The organism is Kocuria sp. (assembly GCF_030538595.1).
In the GTDB taxonomy this organism is placed as follows: Bacteria; Actinomycetota; Actinomycetes; order Actinomycetales; family Micrococcaceae; genus Kocuria.
In genome coordinates this window covers 103,834-124,018 of sequence record NZ_JAUNTS010000003.1, presented here as the reverse complement: position 1 = coordinate 124,018, position 20,185 = coordinate 103,834, and the positions used below count along the sequence as shown (strand labels likewise).

21 protein-coding genes are annotated in these 20,185 nt (G+C 61.8%); 3 read left to right on the top strand and 18 right to left on the bottom strand.

The window, feature by feature from the left end:
• Nucleotides 1-2 precede the first annotated feature (2 nt).
• The 12 genes from Q4G32_RS04030 to Q4G32_RS03975 form a co-directional block, all read right to left on the bottom strand.
• Nucleotides 3-671, bottom strand: a complete 669-nt coding sequence (locus Q4G32_RS04030) for a PH domain-containing protein (protein ID WP_303349381.1) — start codon at nucleotides 669-671, stop codon at nucleotides 3-5.
• A complete protein-coding gene (locus Q4G32_RS04025; RefSeq protein WP_303349380.1) occupies nucleotides 668-1,228 on the bottom strand; it encodes a DUF3180 domain-containing protein in 561 nt (186 codons plus the stop codon). The genes Q4G32_RS04030 and Q4G32_RS04025 overlap by 4 nt, the downstream gene beginning before the upstream one ends.
• A complete protein-coding gene (gene folK, locus Q4G32_RS04020) occupies nucleotides 1,225-1,749 on the bottom strand; it encodes a 2-amino-4-hydroxy-6-hydroxymethyldihydropteridine diphosphokinase (RefSeq protein ID WP_303349379.1) in 525 nt (174 codons plus the stop codon). The genes Q4G32_RS04025 and folK overlap by 4 nt, the downstream gene beginning before the upstream one ends.
• On the bottom strand, nucleotides 1,746-2,117 hold the full coding sequence (gene folB / locus Q4G32_RS04015) for a dihydroneopterin aldolase (protein ID WP_303349378.1): 372 nt from the start codon (nucleotides 2,115-2,117) through the stop codon (nucleotides 1,746-1,748). Before folB ends, folK begins: the two co-directional genes overlap by 4 nt.
• Entirely contained in the window at nucleotides 2,114-3,028 is a 915-nt protein-coding gene (gene folP / locus Q4G32_RS04010) for a dihydropteroate synthase (RefSeq protein ID WP_303349377.1), read from the bottom strand. The genes folB and folP overlap by 4 nt, the downstream gene beginning before the upstream one ends.
• Before the next feature lie 62 nt (nucleotides 3,029-3,090).
• Entirely contained in the window at nucleotides 3,091-3,654 is a 564-nt protein-coding gene (folE, locus tag Q4G32_RS04005) for a GTP cyclohydrolase I FolE (RefSeq protein WP_303349376.1), read from the bottom strand.
• The gene (ftsH, locus tag Q4G32_RS04000) at nucleotides 3,648-5,696 is read right to left on the bottom strand and encodes an ATP-dependent zinc metalloprotease FtsH (protein WP_303349375.1); all 2,049 of its coding nucleotides are present in this window, start codon (nucleotides 5,694-5,696) and stop codon (nucleotides 3,648-3,650) included. The genes folE and ftsH overlap by 7 nt, the downstream gene beginning before the upstream one ends.
• A 182-nt stretch (nucleotides 5,697-5,878) precedes the next feature.
• Nucleotides 5,879-6,430, bottom strand: a complete 552-nt coding sequence (gene hpt / locus Q4G32_RS03995) for a hypoxanthine phosphoribosyltransferase (protein WP_303349374.1) — start codon at nucleotides 6,428-6,430, stop codon at nucleotides 5,879-5,881.
• The gene (gene tilS / locus Q4G32_RS03990) at nucleotides 6,427-7,503 is read right to left on the bottom strand and encodes a tRNA lysidine(34) synthetase TilS (RefSeq protein ID WP_303349373.1); all 1,077 of its coding nucleotides are present in this window, start codon (nucleotides 7,501-7,503) and stop codon (nucleotides 6,427-6,429) included. The genes hpt and tilS overlap by 4 nt, the downstream gene beginning before the upstream one ends.
• A 102-nt stretch (nucleotides 7,504-7,605) precedes the next feature.
• Nucleotides 7,606-8,052, bottom strand: coding sequence for a DNA-binding protein (locus Q4G32_RS03985; RefSeq protein ID WP_303349372.1), 447 nt, complete (start codon nucleotides 8,050-8,052; stop codon nucleotides 7,606-7,608).
• 110 nt (nucleotides 8,053-8,162) lie between these two features.
• Nucleotides 8,163-9,347: a zinc-dependent metalloprotease gene (locus Q4G32_RS03980; RefSeq protein WP_303349371.1), complete on the bottom strand. Its 1,185-nt coding sequence runs from the start codon at nucleotides 9,345-9,347 to the stop codon at nucleotides 8,163-8,165.
• 148 nt (nucleotides 9,348-9,495) lie between these two features.
• The gene (locus Q4G32_RS03975; RefSeq protein WP_303349370.1) at nucleotides 9,496-10,995 is read right to left on the bottom strand and encodes a D-alanyl-D-alanine carboxypeptidase/D-alanyl-D-alanine-endopeptidase; all 1,500 of its coding nucleotides are present in this window, start codon (nucleotides 10,993-10,995) and stop codon (nucleotides 9,496-9,498) included.
• Nucleotides 10,996-11,135: 140 nt separating this feature from the next.
• Here Q4G32_RS03975 and Q4G32_RS03970 point away from each other — a divergent pair, with 140 nt between their 5' ends.
• Both Q4G32_RS03970 and Q4G32_RS03965 read left to right on the top strand, forming a co-directional pair.
• Entirely contained in the window at nucleotides 11,136-11,657 is a 522-nt protein-coding gene (locus Q4G32_RS03970; protein ID WP_303349369.1) for an inorganic diphosphatase, read from the top strand.
• Nucleotides 11,658-11,854: 197 nt separating this feature from the next.
• Nucleotides 11,855-12,556, top strand: coding sequence for a hypothetical protein (locus Q4G32_RS03965; RefSeq protein WP_303349368.1), 702 nt, complete (start codon nucleotides 11,855-11,857; stop codon nucleotides 12,554-12,556).
• A 74-nt stretch (nucleotides 12,557-12,630) separates the two neighbouring features.
• Here Q4G32_RS03965 and Q4G32_RS03960 read toward each other — a convergent pair whose 3' ends face one another.
• From Q4G32_RS03960 to serS, 6 genes are all read right to left on the bottom strand, one after another.
• Nucleotides 12,631-13,617 carry a glycine betaine ABC transporter substrate-binding protein gene (locus Q4G32_RS03960; protein WP_368660358.1) on the bottom strand — a complete coding sequence of 329 codons (987 nt, stop codon included), beginning with the start codon at nucleotides 13,615-13,617 and terminating at the stop codon, nucleotides 12,631-12,633.
• Between the two features lie 21 nt (nucleotides 13,618-13,638).
• On the bottom strand, nucleotides 13,639-14,337 hold the full coding sequence (locus tag Q4G32_RS03955) for an ABC transporter permease (RefSeq protein WP_441327461.1): 699 nt from the start codon (nucleotides 14,335-14,337) through the stop codon (nucleotides 13,639-13,641).
• A 68-nt stretch (nucleotides 14,338-14,405) separates the two neighbouring features.
• Nucleotides 14,406-15,704: an ABC transporter ATP-binding protein gene (locus Q4G32_RS03950; protein WP_303349365.1), complete on the bottom strand. Its 1,299-nt coding sequence runs from the start codon at nucleotides 15,702-15,704 to the stop codon at nucleotides 14,406-14,408.
• Complete coding sequence (locus Q4G32_RS03945; RefSeq protein WP_303349364.1) at nucleotides 15,697-16,335, bottom strand: ABC transporter permease; 639 nt, start codon at nucleotides 16,333-16,335, stop codon at nucleotides 15,697-15,699. Before Q4G32_RS03945 ends, Q4G32_RS03950 begins: the two co-directional genes overlap by 8 nt.
• A 290-nt stretch (nucleotides 16,336-16,625) precedes the next feature.
• On the bottom strand, nucleotides 16,626-17,576 hold the full coding sequence (locus tag Q4G32_RS03940; RefSeq protein ID WP_303349363.1) for an HAD family hydrolase: 951 nt from the start codon (nucleotides 17,574-17,576) through the stop codon (nucleotides 16,626-16,628).
• A gap of 101 nt (nucleotides 17,577-17,677) precedes the next feature.
• Nucleotides 17,678-18,976 carry a serine--tRNA ligase gene (gene serS / locus Q4G32_RS03935; protein ID WP_303349362.1) on the bottom strand — a complete coding sequence of 433 codons (1,299 nt, stop codon included), beginning with the start codon at nucleotides 18,974-18,976 and terminating at the stop codon, nucleotides 17,678-17,680.
• Nucleotides 18,977-19,159: 183 nt separating this feature from the next.
• Here serS and Q4G32_RS03930 point away from each other — a divergent pair, with 183 nt between their 5' ends.
• Entirely contained in the window at nucleotides 19,160-20,092 is a 933-nt protein-coding gene (locus tag Q4G32_RS03930) for a diacylglycerol/lipid kinase family protein (protein WP_303349361.1), read from the top strand.
• Nucleotides 20,093-20,185 lie beyond the last annotated feature (93 nt).

Genomic DNA, 20,185 nt, shown 5'->3' with positions numbered 1-20,185 from the left:
GCTCACAGCTGGATCAAGCGGTCTTCGCCGCGCTCCGTGAGGTGTTCACGCAACCGGTTGGCCTCTTCCGCGCTCACCCCGGGCAATTTGGTGTTGGTCTGCGGGGAAGCTGTGTGCAAGGTGATCTCCGCCAAGCCAAACGCGCGCATCAGCGGCCCGGAGTTGACGTCCACATACTGCATGCGTCCGTAGGGAACCACCACCAACCGGCGGTAAATCAGCCCCCTACGCACCAGGAACTCATCTGCGTCTTCTCGGTAGCAATGGGCCCGGACCCGGCGCGGCGTGAGGAGCATGTTGATGACGAAGATCAGCAGAACCAGCCCTGGCAGCGGTAACAACCACCACCAAGAGGCCCCGGAAAACGGGCCCAGCAGTTTGAGCACTACCGGCCACCCCGTGATGGCCAACAGGAAAATGACCGTGATGACCTCATTGATCCAGGTCAGTGGAATGAAACGTGGGCTGATCCCCTGCCACTGACCTGTTTGTGAGCCAGACCCCGGGCGAGTGGCAGGGTCATCAGCACCCAGCGGGGTCAGTTGTCCTGCGGGAGGCTGTTCTTGGTGAGCCCCAGGTTGGTCATACCGTGGCTCTGACTGACTGTGCGTTGCACCGGCCTGCGGCTGAGGCCGGGGCTGCTGGTTGTGGTCTTGAAGTTGCTCAGTCATCCGTTGCGCTCCCCACGGTAGGTCTTGCTGTGATGCCGAGTTCGCGCCATCCCACCCTCCTGTGCGGGATAACCCCGCTGGGGCTCCTGATGGCCTTCGGGCTGCTCGGGATCGTCCGGTGGCAAGCGGCAGAAACCTTCCACCACGCGTCCCACCACACACAGCACCATACCCACTGCGGTCATCCCGATCACAAGCCACAGCGGAGCCTGATTTGAGCGCACGGTAACCAAAGTGGCCTGGTCAATGACCAAAAGCCCATGCCACCCGGCCATCAAAGCACCAACCACCGCATTGGCCTGTGCCAGGGCCGCCGTGACAGCTCCCCAGGTGCGATCCATCCGCACGGTGGAGTCGCCGTCGCGCATCTTACGGACTTGCAGGCCCAGCAGGACCAGTACGGCCGCTTGGATCAGCAACGCGATTCCAGCAGCCCATGGCAGGGTCAGCAGCGGTCCACCCAGCCGCCCGGACAGGAGATCGGCAGCCCAACTGCCGGAGAAGGCAAGTGCTGCCAGCATCACCAGAAGGCGGATGGTCAGGGGCCGCACGGTCACCGTTCCGGGCCTTGGGCGTGGGGATCGGTCAGCAGCGGATAGCTCTGCGGGGCAATGCCCTGCAGGTCCGCCGCCTGTTCGGCCAGCGCGCGCACCAGCTGGCCACCCAACCTTGCCTCCGGGTCCATCATGGCCCAGGGCACCAACACAAAGGCCCGCTCGGCCGCCCGCGCGTGGGGCAAAGTCAACACGGGTTCATCCATGCGCAGCCCGCCGAAATCAATGATGTCCAGGTCCAAGGTCCGGGGGCCCCACCGCACGTCCCGAATCCGGTCGTGGTCGTTTTCAATGCTCTGGCACAGCTCCAGCAGCTCAAACGGACCCAGCGTGGTTTCAACACGCACCACGGCATTGAGGAAATCCGGCTGTTCTTCCGGGCCCCCCACGGGATGGGTGACCACCACGGGTGAGGCCGCCAGTACCTCAACACCCTCTGCTGCATTCAAATCAGCCACGGCGGCCCGCAAGAGTTCTGCGCGGTCACCCAAGTTGGAGCCCAGTGCAATAACGGCCTGTCTCATGATCCTCGTTCCCTGATGACCGTGACGGCCACATTGGCAAATGGCACCGTGATGGGTGCTTTGGGCTTGTTGACGGTCAGTTCCACCCGCTCAATCGCCGGGTAGCGCTGCAAAATCTCCAGTGCAGTACGTTGTGCCAGGGATTCAATCAGATCCACGGGCTCAGAGACGATGTGGTGGTGAATCAACTCCGCGATTTCACCGTAATGAACCGTCTGGCTGAGGTCATCAGAGCCACCCGCAGCACGCAGGTCCAGGGACAGCACGGCATCCACCACAAAGTTCTGTCCCGTGGCCTTCTCCTCCGGTAGGACACCGTGATAGCCGTACCCCGTTATTCCGGTCAGAGTGATTCGATCCTGACTCATGCGTTGCTCCCCTTCCATGCCTGAGCCACGGCCAAGGCATCCCGGGTGGTGGCCACGTCATGGACGCGCACCGCCCAGGCACCGCGGTCAGCGGCAAGAGCCGAGATGGCAGCTGTGGCAACATCACGCTCCCGCGCAGGGCGGGGTACTCCGTCCACTGCCAAGAGGTTGCCGATGAACCGTTTGCGGGAGGCTGCCACCAAAATGGGGTGCCCGGTCTCCGTGAATCGTGGGAGGGCACGCAGCAGTTCCCAGTCCTGCTGGCCCCCCTTGGCAAAACCTAGACCAGGGTCCAGAACCAAGAGCGCTGGATCAACACCGGCAGTGACAAAGCGATCAGCAACCTCCGCCAACTCCCGCAGGACATCCTCCACAAGGTGGTCATACACCGCCAGTGAATCCATGGTTCCGGGGTTCCCGCGGGAGTGCATCACAATGTATGGCACCTGGCGCCGCGCTATCAGCTCCACCATTTCCTGCGTGGTGCTGACCCCGGAAACATCGTTGATGCAGTGCGCCCCCGCGTCCAAAGCCGCCTCCGCCGTGGAGGCATTGATGGTGTCCACCGTGACCACAACCCCGGACTCGGTGAGGGCACGAATCACGGGGAGGATGCGGCGTCGTTCCTCCGCGGGGTCCACCCGCGTGGCGCCGGGGCGAGTGGACTCACCACCCACGTCCACCATGTCCGCGCCCTGCTCCGCCAACAACAGCCCGTGCGCAATGGCCGTGCTGTGCGTGTGGTGCAAACCGCCATCGGAAAAAGAGTCGGGGGTGACATTGAGAACCCCCATGAGCAACGTGCGTTCTTGCGGCAGATTGCTCCACGCACCCCAGCCCCGCACGGTCCCCGACGCCGCATGCGGCAGCACCGCGGCCGGCGCGGTGTCCGTGCGCTGGTGCTCCGTCATGCTCGCCTTCCGTTCTCGGCTGACCCCAACCCCTTGCCCCGGACGGGTGCGGCTGGCAAGAGTCAGCGGCCCAAAATCAAACTCATGGCCTCCGACCGCGTGGCCGGATCGTGCAACTGTCCGCGGACGGCAGAGGTGACTGTTTTGGTGCCGGGCTTGCGCACACCACGCATGGACATGCACAGGTGCTCGGCCTCCACCACCACAATCACACCTTTGGCTGCCAGATGCTCCACCAACGCCTCCACAATCTGCGTGGTCAACCGCTCCTGGACCTGGGGCCGTTTGGCATAAACGTCCACCAACCGCGCCAACTTGGACAACCCGGTCACCCGGCCACCCTCCCCGGGAATGTAGCCAATGTGCGCCTGGCCGTGGAACGGCACCAGGTGGTGTTCACAGGTTGAGTAGAACGGGATGTCCTTGACCAGCACCATTTCCGAATGACCGATGTCAAAGGTGGTGGCCAAAACATCCTCCGGCCCTTCACCCAAACCGGAAAACATCTCCTGGTAAGCGCGCGCCACCCGCTGCGGTGTGTCCCGCAGACCGTCCCGGTCCGGGTCCTCGCCAATGGCTTCCAGGATCTCCCGGACGGCTGCTGCGATGCGCGGCTGGTCTACCACGGGGTGTTCCCCCCGTTCACGTCCTGCGGATCTTGCGGATTCTGTTCCGCCTCACCCTCACCGGGAAGGCGCTCGAACTGCTCGCGTTCCTCCTGGGAGGCTTGCGCCAGTTCTTCCTTCTCCCGAGTGGTGGTCACCGGAGGCAGCTCGGAAACCTCCCGGCCCTGGTTGGAAATCCACTGGTCGCGCTCGGGTTGGCGGACAATGTCCTGGAAGATTTCGGCAATCTCCGCCTCATTGAGAGTTTCCTTCTCCAGCAGTTCCAAGGCCAGACGGTCAAGGATTTCACGATTCTGAATCAGGATGCGGTGGGCTTCATCCTGCGCATTCTCCAGCAGTGCGCGGACTTCCTGATCCACGACGGCGGCGGTGGCCTCCGAATAACCGCGTTCCTCCGTGCCACCCCGGCCCATGAACGGTTCGGAGTTGGCGCCGCCCAGCTTCACCGAGCCCACCAGAGTGGACATACCGAATTGGGTGACCATGTTCCGGGCTGTGTCAGTGGCCTTCTGAATGTCATTGGAGGCACCCGAGGACGGATCTTTGAAGACAATCTCCTCCGCCGCGCGGCCGCCCATGGCGTAGGCCATCTGGTCCAGCAGTTCGTTGCGGGTGGTGGAGTACTTGTCATCTGCCGGCATCACCATGGTGTAGCCCAGTGCCCGGCCGCGCGGCAGGATGGTGATTTTGGTGACCGGGTCCGTGTTGCGCAGTGCCGCTGCCACCAGTGCGTGCCCGCCTTCGTGGTAGGCCGTGACCTTCCGTTCGTGCTCCTTCATCAAGCGCGAACGCTTCTGCGGTCCGGCAATCACGCGGTCAATGGCTTCATCCACCGCACGGTCATCAATCAGTTGGGCGTGGGAGCGCGCGGTGAGCAACGCGGCCTCATTCATCACATTGGCCAATTCAGCACCCGTGAACCCGGGGGTGCGCTTGGCCACGGAAGCAAGATCCACGGACTCGTGCAGCGGCTTGCCCTGGGAGTGCACGCGCAAAATCTGTTCGCGGCCCTTCATGTCCGGAGCCTCCACACCGATCTGACGGTCAAACCGACCGGGACGCAGCAGAGCCGGGTCCAGCACATCGGGACGGTTGGTGGCGGCAATCAGGATGATGTTGGTGTTGGCATCAAAACCGTCCATCTCCACCAACAGCTGGTTCAGAGTCTGTTCGCGTTCGTCATTGCCGCCACCCATGCCGGCACCACGCTGACGACCCACGGCGTCGATCTCATCCACAAAGATGATGGCCGGGGCGTTTTCCTTGGCGGTTTGGAACAGGTCCCGCACACGGGAGGCACCCACACCAACAAACATTTCCACAAAGTCCGAACCGGAGATCGAGAAGAACGGCACCGATGCCTCACCGGCAACTGCTTTGGCCAGCAGAGTCTTACCCGTACCTGGCGGGCCGTAGAGCAGAACGCCCTTGGGCACTGAGGCACCGAGCGCGGTGAAGCGGTCACGCTCCACCAAGAACTGCTTGATCTCATCCAGCTCTTGAACGGCCTCATCAGCACCGGCAACATCCGCAAAGGTCACCTGCGGATTGTCCTTGTCAAACTGCTTGGCCTTGGAACGGCCAAACTTCATCAGCTGGGAACCACCGCCCTGCATCCGGGCAAAGATGAACCAGAAGATGGCCAAGATGATCAAGAAGGGCAGAAGGAACTGCAGCATGGACAACAGCCAGTTGCTCTGCACAGGCTGGTCCGTGTAGCTCTGCAGGTCCGCGTTGTTGATGGCATCCACCACCTCTTGCCCACGCGGCTCCACGTAGTAGAACTCGACGTTCTTGCCGTAGTCCTGCCCGTTGGCGGAGTAGTCATCCGCCAAGGTCAGATCAACGCGCTGTTCGCCGTCGTAAATCTTTGCTTCCGTGGCCTTGTGGTCATTGAGCAACTCCAGACCCACGTTGGTGTCCACCCGGTTGCCGTCGCTGGAGGTCAACGTGGTGAACACCGGAATCAGCACCAGCAGTGCAAGAAGAATCCAGAAGAAGGGTCCTCCAAAGAAGCCCTGTTTCTTTTTAGCGGTGGCCAAAGCCGGTGGTCCTCTCTCACACGATGCCAACCTGGGCACGGCGCGGCCGACTGGCGGCACCGTGAAAGTCGAAATGTCAATCTAACGTGTCCGTGCGAATCCGTCAGATTCGCACGGCACCGTTCACCCGACGGCGGACAGTTTCCAGGACAATCTTCAGATGCTCCGGAAACCCTGGGTGTTCAGGAGTAGACGTGCGGAGACAGGATGGCAATGCAGTCCAGGTTGCGGTACTGCTCGGCCCAGTCCAGCCCGTAACCCACCACGAATTCGTTGGGGATGTCCCACCCCACGTAGCGGACGTCAATGTCCACTTTCAGGGCTTCCGGCTTGCGCAGCAAAGTGCAGATTTCCACGGAGTTGGCACCGCGGGACTTCAGGTTGGTCAGCAACCAGGACAGAGTGAGCCCGGAGTCAATGATGTCCTCCACGATCAGGACATCTTTGCCCGTCAGGTCCGTGTCCAGATCCTTGAGAATCCGCACCACACCGGAGGATTTGGTGCCGGACCCGTAGGAGGACACGGCCATCCAGTCCATGGGGTACTGGCCGGACAATGCCCGGGAGAGATCAGCCATGATCATCAGGGCGCCTTTGAGCACACCCACCAGCAGGACGTCCTTGTCCTTGTAGTCGGCATCAATCTGGGCAGCCAGTTCAATGACCTTCTGATCAATGTCTTCCTTGGTGTGCAGGATTTCTTTGAGGTCGCCTGCGACGTCCTGAGACTTCACGATGCTCCTTGTGCTGAAGGGTGACTGCTCGCGCCCAGTGCGCGCCCCGGCATGAATTCCAGAATCCCCAGGCCGCCGTGGCCTGTGGGGGGGCTGATGGGTCGACGCCGGTACACGGATACTTTACCCGCCATTTGCACCGGGCCGGCGGCCCCGCTGCCCGCAGCCAGTTGGCTCAAAGCCTCCAGACGCTCGTAAGAGACCGGCTCCCCACCAGCCAGAATGCAGGCTTGCACCAAAGCTCGGCGCATCACGGGGACAGCTGCGCAGCGCAAACTGAGCAGGGACAACTGCACGGTGGAGTGAGCGGCTTCCGCGGCCAGGGACCCGTGCCCGGCAGGAAGCTGATGTCCCTCCCGTGCGGCTGCCTCCCGCGCACTGACCAGCAGGTCGCGTGCCTGGCGGTCCAGTTCATCAGCATCCGGACCCAAAATCGCGGCGCTGCGGGCCAACGACGCCGCCACTCCCGGTCCCAGCTCCCGCTCCAGAAACGGGAGGATGGTGTGGCGCACTCGCGCGCGCATGAAAGATTCATCCGAATTGGTGGGATCAAGCCACGGCTGCAGTTGTTCGGCTGCGCACATGGCCTCAGTGTCTTGCCTGGTGAAGTCCAACAGCGGGCGCAGCAACTGCATCCCGTGGCGATGGCTCACAGGTGCCATACCCGCCAAGGACCGAGTTCCCGATCCACGAGCCAGTCCCAGCAGGACGGTCTCGGCTTGGTCATCACGAGTGTGTCCCAACAGCACCCCGTGAGCCCCGTGGAGTTCCACCGACTCTGCCAACGCCCGGTACCGCACATGGCGCGCTGCTGCCTCCAGCCCATCACCTTTGCGGTGGACCGTCACAGTGCGGATGTCCACGGGATGCAGACCGAGTTCGCGTGCCTGCTGCGCGGCCGTCTCAGCCACCCGGTCGGAACCTTCTTGGAGTTGGTGATCCACGATCACGGCACCAACGCGCCAGCGGCGTCGTCGGGAAAAATGTGCGGCGGCGGCGGCCAGGGCCAAGGAATCAGGCCCGCCGGACAGGGCTGTCAGCACCAGATCAGATGGCTCAGGTGCCCGCCCCAAAGACTGGGTAAGCGTGTGCTCAAGTGATCTGCGGGCGGCGGAAACGGTTGGGAGAAGCCTGCCGCGCCTACCAAATTGCGTCACGGGGCGCTGCGCATCTGATCAGCGATTGTCCGTTTCCTGCTGGGCCAGGGTGAGGACCTTCAACAGGGTGGGGGTGGAATCCCCCAGGGCTTCCACGGCCTGCTGCAACTCATGCGGGGGGATCACAGCGGCCAGGGAGGACACCACGTTGGATTCGCTGTGAATCCCCGCCTGGATCTGCGTGGTGGTCAGCACAGGCTGGGATTCCTCCACTTCCCGCAGAGTGCTTTCAATGTCCTGTGTCCCGGCGCGCTGTTCCAACATGACCAGGCGTTCGTACACGGCGGGATTGCCGATCTTGATGCGACGCCCGGAGTTGAGCTGCGAAAGCATGGGAGCGGAGAGCCCAAGAACCTCAGCCAGCCGACGCTGCGTGATGCCGTAAGCGCTCACCACCGCACCGAAGCGCTCGGAGAGCGGCTGGCCGTAAAGCTTGATCTGCTGCTGAATGTTCTCGGTGGACACATTTGCAATTGTGTCATGAGAACTGAGGTCAACCGCTGCTGGTACACCCCGGGAACCTGGGAGGAAACTAAGAACTCAACAGTAACTTTTGTGCGGCAACGCCCACACCATCAGGTCAGGACGCGGTCCACCCAGGCCTGTGGCTGGTGAATTTCCTGCGGAGTGGGAAGGTTCTGCGCGGACTCCCACACACGATTGAACCCGTCTCTCCCGGCCAACCGGATGACCTCTGTGACAAATTTTTGACCCTGGACGTACTGTTCGGCCTTGGCCTCCAACCCCAGGACTTTACGCAAGATCCGTTGGAGGGGGGTCTGCAAGTCCCTGCGCCGGTCAAACCGTCTGCGGATGGTTTTCACGGAGGAAACCACTGAGGCATCCACATTGTCCATGACCCAGTTGGCGTGGCCCTCCAAAAGAGACATGGTGGCCACCGCGTTGGACATCAATTCTCGTTCCCGTGCGCCCAGTACTGCGGACATGGGACCCAGAAGGTCATCAGGCCGCTGATGACTCGGGGCTGCGGGGCCGCGTTGGAGCTTCCTGGCCACCTTGCCGGGTAGCTGTTCCGCCACGGCCGTGGCCACCCTGTTCAACCGAGCGGTGACCTGGTCCAGATCACCCGTCATGGAGGTGGAGAGCTCCTGAATGGTGGCCGCCATGTGATCGCGCAGCCACGGCGCAGCTGCAAACTGCACCCGGTGAGTTTGTTCATGCAAACAGACCCACAAGCGGAAATCATCAGGATCCACATTGAGCTCCTGCTCCACTTCCAGGATGTTGGGGGCCACGATCATCAGCCGACCACCGGGATGGCGTTGAGCAGCATCTTCGGAGACCAAACCCGCGTAAGGATCGTATTGACCCAAAACCTTGGTGGAGAGAAACCCGAGAATCACCCCGGTCTCCGCCGCAGTGGCTCGGCTACCGATCCACTGCGTCAAATCATTGGAGCCCCGCGAGCGCCGCTGATACTTGGCCGCAAGCCCAGTCATCGCCGGCTCCAAGAGAGCCCGGAACGTCATGGCATTGGCTGCTGCCCAACTGGCACGGTCAACCACTACCACCGGGGCGTCGCGCAGATCCCGCGCCGCCTCCAATCCAGAGATCTGATGCACGTGGTCAACCGAGACTTCCGCGTAATGACGCATGGCAGCCACGGCCTCCTGCACGGTGCGGGCCGGAGGTGTGGGACCTGCGGGAACCGTTTTGGCGGCAACCTTGGCCGCCAGGTCCCACTTGATCAGACCGGAGTCCTTGCGGGCCGGGGTGGTCTCGGTGAATGACGGTGACATGGCACCCATGCAACCACAGCCGCACTGCTGACTGTGCGGCTGTCCGCGCAGGGCTCAGCGGCGGGACCGCACCCAAGCCGGATCGGGTCTGTACCCGAGTTGGATCAGGCCCGTGTCCAAACCGGATCAAGCCTGCACCCAAGTTGAATCAAGCCTGGGCCAATGCGGTAAAGAAACGATCCGCACTGTCCCTGGCGACTTGCTGGTCCGCCGTTTCATTGAGCATCACCACCGCAATCAGGTGTTCCCCGCTGTCAGTGTTGACGTCCCCGGAAAGTACTGTGACGCCATTGAGTGTTCCGGTCTTGGCCCTGATGTGGTCTTGTCCTTCTGCCGCACCGGGAGCCTGGAAGCGATCAGCGAGCGTGCCATCCCGGCCGGAGGTTGGGAAGGTCTCCAGCATGGACCCGTAGGGGCCTTCCGGTTCCTGGGCGCCAACAGTCAAAACCTCCCCCAAGACTTCTGGCGTCACGCGGTTGCCCGCGGACAGACCGGCGCAGTCACTGAGCACCACACCGTGACGTTCCACGGGGTTGTAGCCCAGAGCATCTTGCAGGGCCTGCTGCATGGCTGTTCGGGCGCCGTCGGGGTCACCGCTGTGGCCACCGGAAACGGCAGCCACCCGGCACAAGGTTTCGGCCAGGCGGTTGTCAGAGTTTTTCATCATCACAGCCGACTGTTCCTGGACGGTCGCCGATTCAACGCGCGCCAATTCGGTCACACCGCTCTGTACGTCCGCAGCCTTCAGGGGGTCAGCGGGCGTATCCACCATGGCTCCCACGCTGACCGTGACTGGTTGCCCGGATTTCTGGGTCAGTTCACGGCTCAGCGCGGAGGCGAACACCTCTGCCACCGTGACGGAGGCATTGACCTCGTAACCGCCACCCGCAGTATTTTCCGCATTCACCACTCGGTGGGAGTCAAAAGCCATCGGTGATACGGGACCAACTTCCCCGCGGGCTATGTCCGCTGGTGCCCACCCAGGATTCAGCCCGGAACCGGAGAACAGACTTCCATCCACCTCCAGGGTCAATTGCTCTGGAACGGGGGCCAGGTCCATGGATTCGGCCGTTTGACGGGCCAGATCAGCAATACCGGCCCGGCCTTCAACAGCATCAGGGTCCCCGTCACCGGGGCTCAGCAGTGTGTCACCACCGCCTACCAGAACCACAGTGTCTTCAGAGCCCCCTTGGACCACCGTGGTGGCCAAACGTTGTTCAGGGTCCAGAAAATGAAAGACCGCCAGCTCTGTGAGGATTTTCTGGTTGGAGGCGGGGATCAGCAGTTGCCCGGGCGCACGCTCATACAAGAGGTCACCGGTGTTGGGGTCAATGACGACGGCGCCCGCCAACTGTGCGCTGGAACCATCCAGTTCTGTGTCAAGTTGAGCGCGGGTGGCATCGGTGAGCTCCACGGCGTCGTCGTGGTCAGTGTCAGTAGGAGAAGCCAACGGCGCTGAGACGGCTGTAGTAGGCGCGGAGTCGCCGGATTGCTGCGAATCGGTGGAGCCTGTGGAGCCAATCCACCCCGGCCACAGAAACAACGCCGCCAGCACCAGTGCCGCTACAAGCGCACCGGCCAGCACCAACCGCCACCTGCCGGCGAGAGTGCTCGCAGGTGGGGACTGTGAGGGGTACTGGCGATTCACGCCGCCCATTGTGCCTGGAATCTGACGGACTCGGACCCACGCGGTGGTACAGCCACGCTGTTGGGCAGTTAGGCTTGGCGCAGACTGTGCGGCCTGTGCCGCCAACTGTTGCCTGTCCACCAGCCCCTGAAGGAGTAACCATGGAGATGGACGTCACAATCGAGATCCCCAAGGGTTCGCGCGTGAAGTACGAAATTGATCACGAGACCGGACGTATCCGCCTGGATCGTGTCCTGTTCACCTCCATGGGGTACCCCACCCACTACGGCTACTTTGAGGACACCTTGGGTGAGGACGGTGATCCCCTGGATGCCATGGTCCTGCTGGACGTTGAAGTCATGCCCGGTGTGATTGTGGAATCCCGCCCCATTGCTGTTTTCAACATGACCGATGAAGCCGGCGGGGACGCCAAGGTGCTGTGTGTTTCCGCTGACAAGCGTTACGACCACATCCAGGGCTTGGAAGACATTGACGAGTACAAGCAGAAGGAGATCCAGCACTTCTTTGAGCGCTACAAGGACTTGGAGCCCAACAAGTGGGTCAAGGGCGAAGGCTGGGCAGGCAGGGACGAAGCCGAGCGCCTGGTCCGCGAAGCCCAGGAGCGCTTCCAGACTTCCCATTACGACTCCGCAGCTGAAGCTGAGCAGGAGGGCCAGGGCTGACCTGCTCCCCCAAGCCCACACTGATGGCTGTCTGAAATCATCAGCCTCATGACGGCACTCCGTGGCCCGCACCAGATCCGGTGCGGGCCACGGCCATTGGGGGCTTGTGCTGTCTGAGTGCTGTGGTTGAGTGGATCTCAGCAAGGAGACGGTGAACCCGGATATCTGGGTTTCTGGAGTGCAGCGTGGAGGCCGCCATGACCCGCAGTGAAGAGGTCCCCGAGCGCGTCCCCTATGTCCTGGAATACCAGGGTCACACTGTGATTCTGGGGGAGCCACTTCACCTGGCCGAGTTGGATCGGATGCTCAAACGCTCCCAGGTCCCCACCACCACAACCGTGTCCGCCACCGGCGGCATGCAGCTGGAGGGTGTGCTGCTCAACAGTGTTTCCGTTGACCTTTCCATCAAGAGTTTCTGGGAGGCCATTCACGCATCTGCGTTTGACGACGCCGTCTGGCCCACAGATGACTCCCCCGTGCTGGTTCCGCAACCGCCCGCCTGGTTGACCTCCGCACGGTGCTGGGAATTTGAGCCGGCGGCGCCGATCCTCCCGGCCGTATCCGGCCCAGACGTTCCGCAGCCCGGTGGCTGGTTGTACCACTCGTCATTCCGGGGCGCGGACACCGCGCAAAGCGGCGGCTCCGTGGGGTTGTTCCAACTGATGGACCAGGAAACGTTCTGGGTCCTGGCCTCAGCCGAAGAACTGACCGAAATTCACCTGCTGGCCCGGGACCTTGCCCGTTACCGGCGCGGCTTCCGTGAGGTGGGAGCCTGTTTTGACGAGTTTGAACGCCCCGGCTCCCTGCGCCTGCCCATCATGTGCAGGGAAGTCCTGGAGGATGAGCTGATCGCTCGGAACGTGGACATCGAACCGCGGTTCTGGCCACGCTCTGACTAGGCGGTGGGGACCCTCAGCGGACCTCACGTGAAGCAGTCCAAGGCGCGCCACCGCCGTCGCCGTCCGGAAGGTCTTTACGGCTCGGAGATGAACCCTTCCTGAACCATCCAATCGAATGCAACATCCGCGGGGTCCCGGCCCTCCACGTCAACCTGGGCGTTGAGCTCTTGGAGAGTTTCGTTGTCCAATTTGTCCATGATGGGCTGGAGCGTTTCTTCCAGATCAGGATATTCATCCAGCAGAGCCTGGTTGTAGACCGGAGCTCCGTTGTAGGCCGGGAAGTAACCACGGTCATCTTCAAGTACGGTCAAGTTCAGCGCAAGGATGCGGCCATCGGTGGTAAATACTTCACCGAAGTTGCAGGAGCCCTCAGCAGTGGCGGCGTAGATGGCGCCTGTGTCATAAATTCCGATATTGGAATCAGGAACCCCGGAGCCACGGGGTAGATCGTAGAGCTCCAGCATGGGGGTCATACCGTCCGCCCGGGAGTTGAACTCCGCCTCAACACAGAATGTTCGGTCCTCCACCGGGAGGTTTTGAAGATCGGACATTTTGGTCAAATTATGTTCTTGGGCATAATCTTCCCGAACCGCAAAAGCGTAAGTGTTGTTGAATGGTGCAGGTGGACCCCAGATCAGGCCGTTTTCTTTGTCTGCATCGGCAACAACCTGCCACTGTTCCTGGGAATCCGCAATGCCTTCTTCCTGCCCCATGTAGCTCAGCCATGCGGTGCCTGTGTATTCAATGGTCAGGTCTGCATCATGCGCCACCATCATTTTGCGCATGGGTTGGGAGCCCGGAACGTTGGTCATGTCTTGGGCATCAAAGCCAGCCGCGTCAACAGCCAGTACCAGAATTTTGCCCAGGATCAGCTGCTCGGTGAAATTTTTGGAGGCCACCCGGACCGTGGTGCCATCGGCCCCGTCCACTTCCTGAATGGACCCGGGCCCAAAGTCGGGTGTGTAGCCGGTTGCGGACTGTAGCCCGCAACCGCTCAGGCCCAGCATGGCAGCGCCCAGAAGAGCGGTGCAGGTTGTCAGTTGCCGTGTCCGTGACGTCATGGTCATCAGTCCTTAAGTCCCTTACAGCCCACGCGGGCGGGCCATGTGCTCCACCAGTCGACCCAGCCAGTCCACGGCCAAGGCAAGCAGAGCCACCAAAATGGACCCGGTCACCAAAACACGCGGAAGGTCCAGTTGAATACCCGTGGTGATCAAAAGACCCAATCCACCACCGTTGATGAATGTGGCAAGTGCCGCCGTACCCACCACAAGCACCAGCGCTGTGCGGACCCCGGCCAGCATCAGCGGGACCGCCAGCGGCAACTCCACTCGGAACAAGACAGCGGTGGCGCTCATCCCCATTCCGCGCCCCGCCTCCACCAGGGAGGAGTCCACAGCATCCAAACCGACCATGGTGTTACGCAGCACCGGCAGAATCGCATACACCACAAGAGCCACAATCGCTGCGGTGGTACCGAAACCCAGCCAAAAAGCCAGCAGGACAATAAGACCCACAGCTGGTGCGGCCTGACCGATGTTGGCCAACGCCATGATCGGAGCAGAGAATCTCCGTAGGGCTGGTCTTGTCAGCAAAACACCCAAGGGGATGGCGACCACCAGAACAAGGACGGTGGCAACAACCGTTAAATACAGGTGTTGCACAGTCATGGACCACAGATCGTTCGGGTTGAGCGTCACCTGCTCCGTGGCCGTCAGATCAGCGGTGAAAACCCACGTCAAGACCCCAATCAGAATGGCAATCAGGACCAACGGGTAGATGATCAGGGAGCGTAAACCGGAATGGTCGGCTTCCAGCCCCGACTCGGTGGTGGTGGCAACAGTTTGGCTCACGGCTTCTCACCACCGACCGGTTCTCCTTGGCTCTGCTGGGAGGTGACCAAGGTGATCTCCCCCGTGCTGGGGGATCGCTCAATCCGGGCGTCGGCGTCGTTGGTGCCAACCGGTGATTTGCTGGTCTGCTCTTCACCGCGGCGCTCGCGCAGCGACTGCATGACGGTGTCAATGTCCACCACGCCCTCGAACCGTCCGCGGCCGCCCACCACCAGCGCAGCGCCCGTTCGGGAAACCAACATGGTGTCCAGCGCGTCCTCCAGGCTGGCACCGGTGCCCACAATCGGCAGATCCGGGTCGGTACGGGTGGGCAGCATGGTCGCGCGGCGCATCTGCTGCACACTGGGCCAGGCCAGAGGGCGTTCGGCCTGATCCAACACCACCACATGGCCGTGGCCCGCGCGCTCGGCTTGCTCAACTGCGGCTTCCGGGGTGACCTCCGGTGTGACCACCACGGCGTCCAGTATCGGAATCTCCCGGACTCGGGTGAGACCCAAGGATTTCAAACCGGCGCCGCTGCCCACAAAATCCGCCACAAAGTCATTGGCTGGTTCCGCCAAAATGCGTTCGGGGCTGTCGTACTGCTGAATGCGCGCGCCCTCATCAAAGACCACCACCCAGTCACCGAGCTTGATGGCTTCGTCAATGTCGTGAGTGACAATCACAATCGTCTTTTTCAGTTCGTGCTGGATGGAGATCATCTCTGCTTGCAGCCGCTGCCGAGTGATCGGGTCCACTGCACCGAATGGTTCATCCATCAGCAACACGGGCGGGTCCGCAGCCAGGGCACGGGCCACTCCCACACGCTGTTGCTGGCCGCCGGAGAGCTGCTTGGGGTAACGGTGCTTGTACTTTTCCGGGTCCAGGGAGACCAAGTTCAGCAGCTCATCCACGCGATCAGCAATCCGCTGTTTGTCCCAACCCAGCATCTTGGGAACCAAACCGATGTTGGCAGCCACCGTCATATGGGGGAACAAACCACCGGCCTGAATCACGTATCCCATACGGCGCCGTAATTCGTCACCGTTCATGGTGGTGACATCCTCACCGTCAATCACAATTGAACCCTCTGTGGGTTCAATCAGACGGTTGATCATTTTCATGGTTGTGGTCTTGCCGCATCCGGATGGCCCCACAAACATCACGGTGGAGCCCGCCGGGATCTCCAACGTCAAGTGATCGACGGCGGGTGCCGCCTTGGACCCGTACCGCTTGGTCACGCCGTCGAGCAGGATGGGAACACCCGTGATCTGGCCGGTTGCGGACTCGGAAGTGGGCGCAGTTGATTCAGACACGTAAGCCTCTAGACGTGGTCAGTCGCCCCAGCAGGGCGAGAAGGGCATCGAGGATGAGGGCCACCACAATCACGGCAACAATGCCGGTGATCACCGAAGCCATGGAATTGGCCCCGCCAATGCGGGAGAGTCCGGAGAAAATGAATCCACCCAGACCGGGGCCCAGCACGTAGGCCACAATGGCTGCGATCCCCATGACCATCTGCGCTGAAACGCGCATACCGGTCAGAATCACGGGCCACGCCATGGGAAGTTCCACCCGGAAAAACGTGGCGGTACGGCTCATTCCAATTCCGCGTGCAGATTCCACCGTGGCCGCAGGCACGGAGGCCAGACCCACCACAGCGTTACGCAAGATGGGAAGCACCGCGTAGAAAGTCACCACCACCACAGCGGGGGCCACACCAAAACCAAGGGGTGCAATCAGCAGGCCGATCAGGGCGAAGGACGGGATGGTCAAACCCACTGCCGTGAAGCTGTTGGCCAGATTGCTGAGCCGTTCGGAACGGTAGGACAACATGGCAAGTGCAACCGCAATGAGCGTGGCCAGCACCAGGCATTGCACCACCAGGGAGAAATGCTGCCAACTGGCAAAAAGGATCTGAGGCCATTGCTCGATCACAAAGTCCATGCCGGGCGCCTCTTCCGTTGAATCAGTAGAAACAAGTTGGGCCACCCGAGGGCAGGACTCCCGGAAGCCCCCCGAACCGTGCTCGGGGTCACCACAAACATACGTCAATCGAAAGTTTGCTTCTGGATTTGCTGTCGGACCCGACCCAGTCTGACCGTGGTTTCTGCACGTCAGACCCGATTAAACGGCAAGACTCGCCGATGGCCACTCCGGGGAGTCGCCGCAGATCTCACACGCGGAGCAGTTCACGCCAGCCCATCAGCGTCGAGACTCCGTGAGAACAAAAACGGTTAGAGCAAGCTGCGCAGGATGCGGGCTGCGCCGTCGTCGTACACGCTGTTGGTGACTTCCCGGGCAGCAGCAACCACTTCATCCGGAGCTTGGCCCATGGCCACACCGCGGGCGGCCCAGTCGAGCATTTCAACATCGTTGCGGCCATCTCCAATGGCCACGGTGTGCGCGGGGTCCACCCCCAGATGACGGCGGACCTGCTCCAGTGCGCTGGCTTTGGAGACTCCGGAGGCGGCCACGTCCAGCCAGGCGGTCCAGCCGACGGCGTAGGCCACCCCGTGCAGCCCGGCGTCCTCAATGGCTTGGGCAAAGTTCTCCGGGGTGTCCTCTGAGCTGTAAACCACCAAGCGGACGGCATCGAGTTCGGCCAGCTGGTGGATGTCCGTGCCAATGGCCTGGATTCCAAAGGACCGGTCCTGGAAACGCTCGGTGGCAAAAAAGTTGCCATCCGCGGTTTCCAAGGCAAATTTGGCGGTGGGCAGGGCCTCTTTGAGTGCCTTCAGCGCAGGACCCGGGTTGAAGGTCACGGCATCAATCACCCGGTAGAAGTCAGGGAAATCTGGGTCCAGTTGCAGAGTGATTCCGCCGTTGGAGCACACGGCAAAGCCCTGCTCCAAGCCGAGTTGTTCGCAGACAGGAAGGGTGGCGCCGCGGGAGCGCCCCGTGGAAATCACCAGGTGGTGCCCGGCCGCAGCCGCGGCCAACGCAGCCTCTTTGACCTGCGGGGACATGACGCCGTCGTGGTCCACCAGGGTGCCGTCCACGTCCAGGGCAACCAGGTATTGCGCGTCCGATTCACGTTCCCAGTCGCTTTCCACGGGCTGGCGGTCCGGCTCGGGAAAAGGCGACGTCCCCGACTGCAGGAACTCCGGGGTTTCCACGGCGCGGTCAGTGATGGGCTGTTGAGTGTTCGACCGGTCATCGGTGCCGGTGCTCTGATTGGTAGTCATGATTCTCATGCTGTCACACCAATATGACACTGGGTGGTTGCTGTTCTTGATCCAGGATGCCCAGGATCAAAACAACAACCACCCAGCCGGGTTCAGGGCCCTCAGATGACCTCGATCCGCTCCTGATTGCGCATGTACGGACGCAGCGCCTCCGGGATGACAACCGAACCATCGGCCTGTTGGTGAGTCTCCAAGATGGCCACCAACCAGCGAGTGGTGGCCAGCGTTCCGTTGAGGGTTGCCACAGCCCGTGTGCCGCCCTTCTTGACCTTTCCATCCACGGTGGTGTCCGCAAGACGTTCCCGGATGTTCAGGCGGCGGGCCTGGTACGTGGTGCAGTTGGAGGTTGAAGTCAGCTCACGGAAGCGCCCCTGCGTGGGGATCCACGCTTCACAGTCGAACTTGCGGGCTGCAGAGGTGCCCAGATCACCGGCCGCCGTATCAATCACGCGGTAGGCCAGCCCGCAGGCCTGCAACATCTGTTCCTCCCACTGCAGCATGCGCGCATGCTCGGCTGGGGCTTCCTCCACCGGGCAGTAAACAAACATTTCCAGTTTGTTGAACTGATGGACGCGGATGATGCCGCGGGTGTCTTTGCCCGCGGACCCGGCCTCACGGCGATAGCAAGATGACCAACCGGCGTAACGCAGAGGGCCATCTGAAAGGTCCAAGATTTCATCCGCGTGATACCCGGCAATGGCAACTTCGGAAGTGCCCACCAGGTAGAGATCGTCCTTCTCCAAACGGTAGATCTCGGCATCGTGTTCGACGTCGAACCCCGTACCCGCCATGATTTCCGGGCGCACCAGCGTGGGAGTGGTCAAGCTGATGAAATTATTGTCCACGGCAAGGTCTTGACCCATGCGCAGCAACGCGGTTTCCAGGCGAGCGATGTCGCGTTTCAGGAAGTAGAACCGAGAACCCCCCACCTTGGCGCCGCGTTCCATGTCAATCCCGTCCACCAGCTCGCCGATGGCAAGGTGATCGCGCGGCTCAAACCCTTCCGCTGCAAAATCACGCGGGGTACCCACGTGTTTGAGCACGGTGTAGTCATCCTCGCCACCGGTGGGAACGCCGTCGATGATCAGGTTCGGCATGGCTTGCAGGAGGTCATCAAGACGGTCCTGAGCCTGGCCGGCCCGGGTTTCTGCATCCTTGACGCGGGCTGCCAGCTCCTTGACCTCCGCCAGGAGAGTCTGCTTTTCCTGGCCCTGGGCCTGAGCAACCTTTTTGCCGAAAGACTTTTGTTCGGCACGGAGGTTTTCATATTCGGTGATCGCCGAACGGCGTCCGGCATCAGCTTCCAAAACTTGGTCCACTGCCTCCGGGGACAGGCCACGGGCTGTCTGGGAGGCACGGAACTGTTCGGGATGTTCACGGAGTAGATTGATGTCGATCACGTAGGCCAGGGTATCGGAGTCTGCCCAGATGTACCCGCCGTCACGCCGGGATCAGGTGCCATGCGTCTGGGCTGGCGGCTCCCAACCTGTAGCGTTGGAAGTCAACAATCAGCAGGCTCATTTTTGGTGCAACGGCACCGCCGCAAGGAGTTCTCAGTGGCTTCACCGCCTACACCACAGCGCGTGGCAGTTGTGATCAACCCTTCCAAATACGACGCCGACTCCGCACGCGACACCATTGTGGTCTCCTGCCGCAAGGCGGGCTGGCCAGACCCTGTGTTTCACGAAACCACCGTGGACGACCCTGGAACCTCGATGGCCCAGGCCGCCCTTGCCGACAACGTTGACGTGGTCTTGGCCGCCGGCGGTGACGGCACCGTTCGCACCGTGGCAGAGGTCATGGCCAATTCGGGTACGCCGCTGGGCGTGATACCCCTGGGCACCGGCAACCTGCTGGCCCGCAACTTGGGCGCACATCTGGATGACGTCCACCACTCCGTGGACATTGCTCTCTTTGGGGACCAGCGCCACATCGACATGGTTTCCTTTGCCACCGAGAACATGCGCGGCGAACGCTTCACCCACGCACTGTGCGTGATGGGCGGCGCCGGATTCGACGCCGAAATCATGTCCAACACCCGGGATGAACTCAAACGCCAGATCGGGTGGATGGCCTACACAGAAGCAGGGATGCGCCGACTGGCCGTGGACCCCGTGTGGACCCGCTTCAGCATTGATGACGGTCCGTGGCAGACCAAACGCCTGCGTTCCATCATGGCGGCCAACTGCGGTGTCCTCACAGGCGGGCTGGTCCTGGTTCCGGATGCCAAACTCAATGACGGCCAGATGGACGTGGTGGTCATTGCGCCCCGCGGCCCCCTGGGCTGGGTCACCCTGACCAGCAAGATCATCTTCAAGCACCGCCACGATCTCCCGTCCATGGACCACTACAAGTGCAAAAAACTGCACGCAGAGTTCCACAAACCGACCGAATCACAGATCGACGGCGACGGTCTGGGACGCATCACCTCTTTTGAGGCGGAGATCATGCCGGAGGCGCTGTCCTTGCGGGTCCCGCCGTCTCAGGGCGACGACGTCCACGACATCATCGCCTGACCGACGCACGCAGACCAGCGCGGGTGGTGCAGCTTCCGCAGACCGTCAGGTTGGTGGGTTCAGGATTGGTGGGTGGTGCGGCTTCCACAGACC